Raw genomic sequence first — 8,428 nt, forward strand, 5'->3', positions numbered from 1 at the left:
GGCGTGGCTGCGGCGCTGATCGCCGATGCCGAGGCGAGGATGGCCGAGCGCGGCGTCGAGACGGCGTGGCTCGCATGCGCGATCGGAAACAATCGCGCTGCGCGGTTCTATGAGAAGAGCGGCTGGCACAGGGCCGGCACCTTCGTCATGTTGTCGGAAACGTCGAACGGTCCTTTCCCCGTGGACCAGTGGCGCTACGAGAAACGGCTCACGCGCTCAACGTGAGATATCAGACGCGCCTTCAGCTCGCCCATTATGTCGGCGGCGAGTCGAGATAGACATAAAGAGCCGCGATCTTGCCCTCGCGAGCAATGATGAAATCCACGCCGGTGTAAGCAGGCGTTTCGCCTTTCGGCCCCGATCCCCACGCCAGTCGTCCCGAATTGTGCAGAACCTGGGGCGCGCCGTGCGGCGTATAGACAAAATGCGGATGCGTCGCGCGGAGATCGCCGGCGAACTTGTCGAGCGCGTCGTGACCGACGAATGTGCCGGGCGGCGCGTACAGCACGCAGTCCTCGGTATAGAGTTCCTGAATGGCGCGCCTTCGGCGAGCCGGATCACCTTCACCGAATACGTCCGGAAGATTGCGGTTGAGCAGCGTCTCGATCCCGCTCACATCGGCGCCCGCCGATAGTGGCACGTTGGTCTTGCTGGCCTGTTGGTTCATCGGAAACTCCCTGTCTGTGGGGAGATGATGTGGTCGCTGGCTCAGCGACCGAAACAGAAATAATTGAAAGTCATCGTTTCAGTTTTTTGGGTATGGGCGATGGTGTCTACAAGCAGCCGAGGGTGTCGGGGCCCATAGGCCCCGACCGGAGCAAGGTCAGAACTTGAAGTTGGCGAACGCCCGCACGCCGATGCCGGGCATCAAGACCTCGTCCTTGGTGTAGGACACCGAGTTGCGGATGTTTTCGTTGAGCAGATTGTTGCCGACGAGGCCGGCTATCATCTCGTGCGCGCCGAACCAATGCGGATCGAGCTTGGTCTTGTAGCTCACCTCGGCCTTCAGCAAATTGTAGCCGGCCGTCGGCGTCTCCGCGATCACGGCGACGTTGTTCTGCGCGAAAGCGTGCAGCAGGTTGACGCGCATCAGCCAGTTGTCGTCGCGCCAGAACACGCCGCCGCCCAGCCGCACGGGCGGAATGCGCGGCACGTTGGTGCCGTCGGTGAAGGTGGCGCGGACCACGTCGAACTGGTTCTCGATGCCCCAGATGCCGCCCTGGAACGCGCCGACGTCGAGCTGGGACTGGAATTCGCCGCCGCGGAAGGTCGCGTCCCGCTGCGAATATCTCGCTTGCTGCAGCTCAAGCTGGTCCGGATTGGCGATGTCCACACAAGCCGCCTCGTCGCAGGTGTTGCCGGTCAATCGGCRGAATATGAATCCGTTGAACCTCGTGTAGTAGCCGGTGAGTTCGAATCGGAACGGCCCCGTCGCCCGCCGCAACCCGACCTCGATCGATTTTGCCGTTTCGATGCCGAGGTCTGGATTGCCGATGTCGAAGGTAGCGGTCGCGTCATGCGCGCCGCGCGAAAAGAGCTCTGCCGGTTTCGGCGCTCGTTCTACGTATTGACCGGTAATGCTGGCGACCAGATCCCACGGCAGATTCTGGAGCAGGCCAATGCTCGCACTTTTCGGCGTGAAGTTCAGGTTCCGCGACGTGGCAGGACCAATACTGGCAGGGTCGATGTTAACGTCGAACACGGGAGGGATGAATGCCGGCGTTGTCCCGGAGAGATTGACATGCTCGATGCGTCCGGCAATCTGCGCCTTGGTGGTCTCGCTGAATTTCAGCTCGTTGAAGACGTAGCCGGCGACCCTGTTGTTCTTGTTAGGGTCCCATAATCCGTTGAGTGGGCTGCCGGGATCGTCGGGGCTCGGCGCGGTCAATTCCTGGTGGCCGGCCTGGAAGCCGAACGCCGTCGTCACCTCGGCAAAGCGCGCGTTGAACGGCATCAGCTGCACCTCGGTGCGGATCTCCTGCTCCTTGTTGGTGAAGGTCTGCCGCACGCCGTCGGTGTTGGGATCGGCGGGATCGGCAAGGCCGATCTCGTTGTGCCGGTAATCGGTCGCGCCGGCCCAGAAGCGGACGGCGTCGATCGCGGCGGCGTCGGGATGGTATTCGCCCTTGACGTTGATCTTGGTCTGGTGCGCGTCGATCCGGGTGTTGTGGTCGGCGCCGTCGATGCCGGGGATATGGTAGAGCGAGTCGTTCTGGGTGATCGCCGCGCCGATATAGCCGCCCTGGAAGAAGTAGGAGCCGCCGAGCGAGGCGCCGTCCGAGCGCGTCGCCGAATTGGGCTGGCGCCCGTTCGTGATCGGTCGCGTCTGGTCGGTCAGGTACGGGTAGCTCGGGATGCCGTAATCCGTCGTGTTGCGGCCGTAGACGTCGGCGTGGAACGCGAAATTGCCGCCACCGGTATCGAGCAGCACGCCGCTTTCGACGCCGCGATCGACCGAGCTGAATGCGCTGCGCGTCTCGGCCGTGACGCAAGGCGCGGTCCCGGTGCTCGCGAGCGGCGCCTTGACCGGCAGGCCATAGCTCTGGAACGGTTGCGCGCCGCAGGTTGGCAGCGCGTCCGGAATCCGGTTGTTGGTCGCGCTGACGACGCCGCCGATCGAGGTCGAGCCATAGCGCAAGGCGGCCGGCCCGCGCACCACCTCGACCTGGTTGGTCGCGAGCGTATCGACCGGGACGAAATGATCCTCGCCGAGATCGGAGGCGCCGTTCGAATTGGTGCCGTTCTCGACGATGCCGACGCGGTTGACGTCGAGCCCCCGGATGACCGGCCGGCTGGAGGCGCCCGGCGCGAAGCTCGAGCCGGTGATGCCGGGCTTGGAGAACAGGAGATCGCCGAGCTGACCGCCGCCCTCGCGGCGGATCTCCTCGTTCGGCACCACGGTGACGGTGGCGAACTGGTTGGTCACGATCGGCAGCACGCCCTGTTGGGGCGAGGCGGCGGGCGGAGGTGTCGGCGTGGATTCGGCGGTGCGTTCGCGGTTGCGTGCAGGCGCAGGACGCGTGCCCCGGCTTGCGGTGCGCGACGGCACCACGGCCCGGCGCACGATGGGGCTGGGGGCCGTCACCGTCACCGCGGGAAGTTCGGTGGCTGCCGGCTTGTCCTGGGACGTGTTTTGGGCCAGCGCCGGAGTGGCGGCGGCGCCGAGCAGGAGCAGGCTTGCTCCGCCAAGGCGCTGCGCGCGTCGCAATTCAAATGACATGATCCTGATTCCAGTCAGGCGCCGTCCGCATGTGTGCTTGCTGATCGGAGGTGGCCTGCCGTCGCAGCGCGACGGAATTCGACTTCAACGGGTCCCGGGCGCGCCCAGGCGTGATCAAGCGTTGGAGGTCAGGACGCGGGAGGGGCGCGGGGCTGGAACGCCGCGCTGGCCGATTTCAGATGGACGAATTCGGCGTCGGTGGTGCGGTAGAGCAGTTCGACCGCCTGCGGCAGCAACAGCAACGGCGGCGTCGCGAACACGACGGTGCCCGCCATCGCCACCACGGCGCAGATCGCGCAATTGTCGTCGCCGGGATGCTCCCGGTCGGGACTCCCTGGCGATTGCTTCTGGGCCGCCGCGCGATCGATCGCAGCGGCGCCCTTGGTGCTGTCGGTCTGCTGGGACTGGACGAGAGGCGTCGCCTGCGCGAACCAGTGGCTGTGGCCGAACGTCAGCGCGAACTGCACCAGCATCGCGAACAACGCGAGCCGGGCGCCGTGCCTGATATTCGACCGGAACCACTTCATTWGGAAACGCCACCCCGCATCGCGAGCCGCCAATCCCCTGACGTCGCGATGTTATAATGTAACATCGCAGCATCGGTTAGCGGATGTCAACGGCGGTCATGCGATCTCGCGCGGGCGGCCGTGCGATGTGTCGTTCGGGCAACTACAAGGATTCAGCGTCCTTCGCGGACCCAGGTCGCGGCGAATGCGCCGAGCAGCAGCAGCAGCCCGATCAGGCCGGAGAAGATCGGCAGCACGCCGACGCCCTTCACCACGCTGGCGTCGCGCATCCGCACGCCCATCCAGCCGTCGCCATGGAACATGCTGGCCGAGCGCACCGGCACGACCCGGGGCAGCTCGACGCTGGCGCCGTCGACCACGCGCACGGCGTTGCCGCCGGTGGCCTGCGTCAGCGGCTTCAAGGTCTCGGTGGTGGAGGTGACTTCCGAAAACTCCTTCGGATTGGTCGGGCCGACATTGATCAGCGCCTTCAGCGTGCCGTCGGTCGCCTGCCACAGGCCGAGCTCGTTCGCAGGCAGGCTGGCGCGCCACTCGCCGGGGTCGCCGGCACTGAGCGTCAGGTCGCGCGATACACCGGAGGGCGAGGTCACGCTCACCGGCTGGACGCTGTCCGACATGGTCTGGCGCACCACCACGAGATCCTTGCCCTGCACCTGGAGGCGCAGCGCCTCTTCATCAAGATCCGGCTGCTTCATCAGCCAGTGCGACATCCGCCGCAAGAGATCGAGATGTGGACCGCCGCCCTCGTAGCCGCGCGCCCACAGCCAGATGTGGTCGGACAGCAGCAGCGCGACACGGCCTTCGCCGAAGCGAGACAGGAACAGCAGCGGCTTGCCGTCGACGCCCGTCATCACCGGCGGGTTGACGGAATTGCGGGTCTCGACGGTGCGGAAGAAGCGGCTCCAGCGCGGCGGCTCGGATGCCGAGCCTTCCAGCCCGCGCGTGACGGGATGGCGTTTGCCGACGTCGGACAGATGCGCGTAGAACGGTTTTTCGGTGACGCCGACGGGTTCTGCCGGCAGCACCGAATCCAGCGGCGTGCGCCAGATGCTGGTGTTCGAGGCATAGTCGGGGCCGGCCGAGACCAGCACCGCGCCGCCGGCGCGCACGTAGCGCGCGATGTTGTCGAAATAGGCGATCGGCAGCACGCCCTGGCGGGCATAGCGGTCGAAGATGATCAACTGGAATTCGTTGATCTTCTGCTGGAACAGCTCGCGGGTCGGAAACGCGATCAGCGACAATTCGTTGATCGGCGTGCCGTCCTGCTTCTCCGGCGGACGCAGGATGGTGAAGTGCACGAGATCGACGCTGGCGTCGGATTTCAGCAAATTGCGCCAGGTGCGCTCGCCGGAATGCGGCTCACCCGAGACCAGCAGCACGCGCAGCTTGTCGCGCACGCCGTCGATGGCGACGACCGCACGGTTGTTCACCGGTGTCAGTTCCCGCTCGAGCGGCGAAGCCTCGATCTCGACGATGTTCGGCCCCGCATGCTTGATGTCGACGTCGACGCTCGCGGTCTGGCCGCTCGACAGCGTGCGCTCGTTGATGACCTCGCCGTCCCTGCGGACCGTGACCTTGGCGCGCTCGCCGCTGACGCCCTGGTCGTCGAGGCGGTAGGTGATCGTCTGGTTCTGGCCGACGATGCCGAAGCGCGGCGCCGCCGTGATCGCGATGCGGCGGTCGCGCTCGTCCTTCTGTCCCGTGATCAGCGCGTGCACCGGCGCCTGGAAGCCGAGCGCGGCGGCATTGGCCGGGATGTCGTGGACGCGGCCGTCGGTGATCAGGAACGCGCCGGCGACGCGGTCGACCGGCACGTCCGACAATGCGGAGGCGAGCGCACCGAACAACCTTGTGCCGTCGGTTTCGCCATCGGCCTGTCCGGCATCGACGACGCGGACCTCGAGGCCCTTGATCTTCTTCAGGCCGTCGACCAGCGCCTCCTGCGCCTGTGCGGCCTCGCGGGTGCGGTTGCCGAAATTCTGGCTCGGGCTCTTGTCGACGACGACGGCCGCGATCGAGGTGAGGGGATCGCGGTCCTCGCGCGTGAAGGAGGGATTGGCGAGCGCCAGCAGGAACAGCGCCAGCGCCGCCACGCGCACGGCCGCTCCGCGCGCCCGCGCAAGCGCCAGCACGAGCGCGATGACGACGACCGCGGCGAGCGCCAGCCACAGCACGATCGCGGGAACCAGCGGCGTGAACGCAATGCCGTAATTCATCAGACAGACCTATCAACGTCATTCCGGGGCGATGCGAAGCATCGATCCCGGAATCCCGAGATTCCAGGTCTGGTCCTTCGGACCATCCCGGAATGACGGGGCGTGTGGCTCAAGCTCGTCACGCGCATCTCTATTGCCCCAGCCGTTCGATCAAGGCCGGCGCGTGCACCTGGTCGGCCTTGTAGTTGCCGGTCAGCGTGTACATCACGATGTTGACGCCGGCGCGGTAGGCGAATTCGCGCTGGCGCGGCTCGCCCGGCGTGAGCGGCAGCATCGGCTGGCCGTCGGGACGGATCGCCCAGGCACCGGCAAGATCGTTCGAGGTGATGATGATCGGGGAGACGCCGTCGCCGCCGCGCGCCGGCCGCTGTGCGCTCTCGTCGTCGTCCTCGCGCGGCAGCGTCTCGACCCAGGTCTGGCCGGAGTTGAAGCGGCCGGGGAAGTCGCGCAGCAGGTAGAAGGTCTTGGTCAGCACGTGCTCGCGCGGCACCGGCTCGAGCTCGGGCACGTCGAGCGAGGACAGGATCTCGCGCAGCGCCCGCATTCCCGGCGTCTGCGAGGCACTGTTGTCGCCGGGCGGCGCTTCGATCGCGTCGCGGGTGTCGAAGATCACGGTGCCGCCCTGCTTCATATAGGCGTCGATCTTGTTGATCGCGTCCTGCGGCGGCTTTGGCGCGCCCGGCACGATCGGCCAGTAGATCAGCGGGAAGAAGGCGAGCTCGTCGCGCGCGGGATCGACGCCGACGGGATCGCCGGCCTCGAGCGCGGTGCGCTGTGCCAGGAACAGCGTCAGTCCGGACAAGCCGGCCTTGACGATGGAATCGACGTCGGCATTGCCGGTGACGACATAGGCGAGGCGGGTCTGCGACACCGCCTTCATCGCGAACTCGTCCGCGGCGCCGTCGGCGCGCGAAGGCGTCGGCGAGAACGCCAACAGGCCGGCAAGCACCAGCCCGAGCACGATCATTGCAGGCGCGGCGCGGCGGCGCAGCAGCGCGGCGAGGCCGCCGCCCAGCACCGCGACGATGATGGCGTCGATCAGGAACAGCGCCAGCGCCGTCGACAGCAGCCAGCCGCGCAAATCGCGTGGCTCGGCATTGGTGTAGGTGGCGTGCCGGGCGCGCAGGCTCGCGGTGTTGAGCTGCGCGATGCGGTCGGCGGCGGCGAGCGTGTTCACGGCGAGCGGTCCTTCTGGCGGACCGTAAAAGCCCGGCGGATGATCGGGTGTGGCGCGGTCGCGATAATCCGCGGGCAACGGCTTTGCGGTGGCCGGCGGCGGGCCGAAGGCGCCGAAGCCGTCGAGAATGTGCAGCGGCGCCACCGTCTCGGTGCTCGCCTCGCCGGCAACGCCTGCGCCGGGCTTGGTGGTGTAGCCGGACATGTCGACGATCCGCCGCAGCATTTCGACGAAGGTGCCCGACATCGGCAGATCCGACCAGCGCATGTCGGCGCTGACGTGGAACAGGCTGACCAGGCCCTTGCCGCGATGCTCGCCGGTCACCAGCGGCGTGCCGTCTTCCAGCGAGGCCCAGCTCTTGGTGGCGAGCACGGCGTCGGGCTCGGCGAGAACCTGCCGGCTCACGGTGACGTCCTTGGGCACGACCACGCCGGTAAACGGCCCATCGGCGCTGAAGGTGGCCAGATGCTGCGGCTTCTCCCAGGTCAGGCTGCCGCCGAGCGTGCGGCCGCCCTTGCGCAGCTTGACCGGAACGAGATCGTCTTCGGCCTGCGCCAATCTGGGCCCGGCGAACCGCACCAGCACGCCGCCCTGGTCGATCCAGGCGTTGAGCCGTTCGCGCAGCTCGGGCGCGATGGTGCCGACGTCGGCCAGAATGATCATCGGCAGCTTCTGGTCGAGGAATTGCGTGATGCCCTGCTGCGGCGAGCCCTTGTCCGCGAGCCGCACGTCGGCGAACGGCGCCAGCGCGCGGGTGAGATAGAAGGTCGGTGCCAGCAGCGGCTGCGCGGTCTCGCTGGTCGCACCGGAGACGATGCCGATGGCGCGCCGGCGCCAGCGCTTGTCCAGCAGCTGCACCGCGCCGGCCGAGCGCTCGCCGGAGATCTCGAGCCGCGTGATGTCGTTGCGCAGCTCGACCGGCAGGTCGAACGCCGCTTCGGTTTCCTTGTCCTGCGGGCCGAAGCTGTAGCGCGCCTCGCCGATCGGCGAGCCCTTCTGGTCCAGCGCCCGCACGGTGCCGGCGGTGATGCCGCTGTCGGTGCGCAGCACCTTCACCGTCATTTTCGCCGCCGCGTTCTCCGCTGCGGCCAGCGCCAGCGGGGAGGAGGTGCCGCCTTCGAACACCGTCAAGCTGCGATCTCCGATGGTCTTGCCGAGGCCTTGCACAAACTCCTCGCCGCGGCCGGTGTCGACGCTGTCCGACAGCCAGGCGATCTCGCAGTCGCCGGTCGCTTTCAGAAAACGATCGATCGCGGTGAGGGTTTCCACGCGTTCGATGGAATAGGGT

6 protein-coding genes are annotated in these 8,428 nt (G+C 67.1%); 1 reads left to right on the top strand and 5 read right to left on the bottom strand.

Annotated features, from left to right (window positions below; all coding sequences use genetic code 11):
* A partial coding sequence (locus tag ACXJL8_RS26430) for a GNAT family N-acetyltransferase (RefSeq protein WP_456685864.1) occupies nt 1–225 on the top strand: 225 nt, incomplete at its 5' end.
* Between the two features lie 28 nt (nt 226–253).
* Here the strand turns inward: ACXJL8_RS26430 and ACXJL8_RS26435 are convergent.
* The 5 genes from ACXJL8_RS26435 to ACXJL8_RS26455 form a co-directional block, all read right to left on the bottom strand.
* A complete protein-coding gene (locus tag ACXJL8_RS26435; protein ID WP_456620432.1) occupies nt 254–667 on the bottom strand; it encodes a nuclear transport factor 2 family protein in 414 nt (137 codons plus the stop codon).
* Between the two features lie 156 nt (nt 668–823).
* Nucleotides 824–3,220, bottom strand: a complete 2,397-nt coding sequence (locus tag ACXJL8_RS26440; RefSeq protein WP_456685865.1) for a TonB-dependent receptor — start codon at nt 3,218–3,220, stop codon at nt 824–826.
* 128 nt (nt 3,221–3,348) lie between these two features.
* Nucleotides 3,349–3,747 (bottom strand): DUF2946 domain-containing protein, encoded by a 399-nt coding sequence (locus ACXJL8_RS26445; protein ID WP_456620434.1) that lies wholly within the window; start codon nt 3,745–3,747, stop codon nt 3,349–3,351.
* Between the two features lie 152 nt (nt 3,748–3,899).
* On the bottom strand, nt 3,900–5,963 hold the full coding sequence (locus tag ACXJL8_RS26450) for a hypothetical protein (protein WP_456620435.1): 2,064 nt from the start codon (nt 5,961–5,963) through the stop codon (nt 3,900–3,902).
* A gap of 130 nt (nt 5,964–6,093) precedes the next feature.
* Nucleotides 6,094–8,428: DUF4159 domain-containing protein (locus ACXJL8_RS26455; protein WP_456685866.1), on the bottom strand; the 2,335-nt coding region annotated here is incomplete at its 5' end.

This window comes from Bradyrhizobium sp. P5_C11_2, assembly GCF_054049755.1.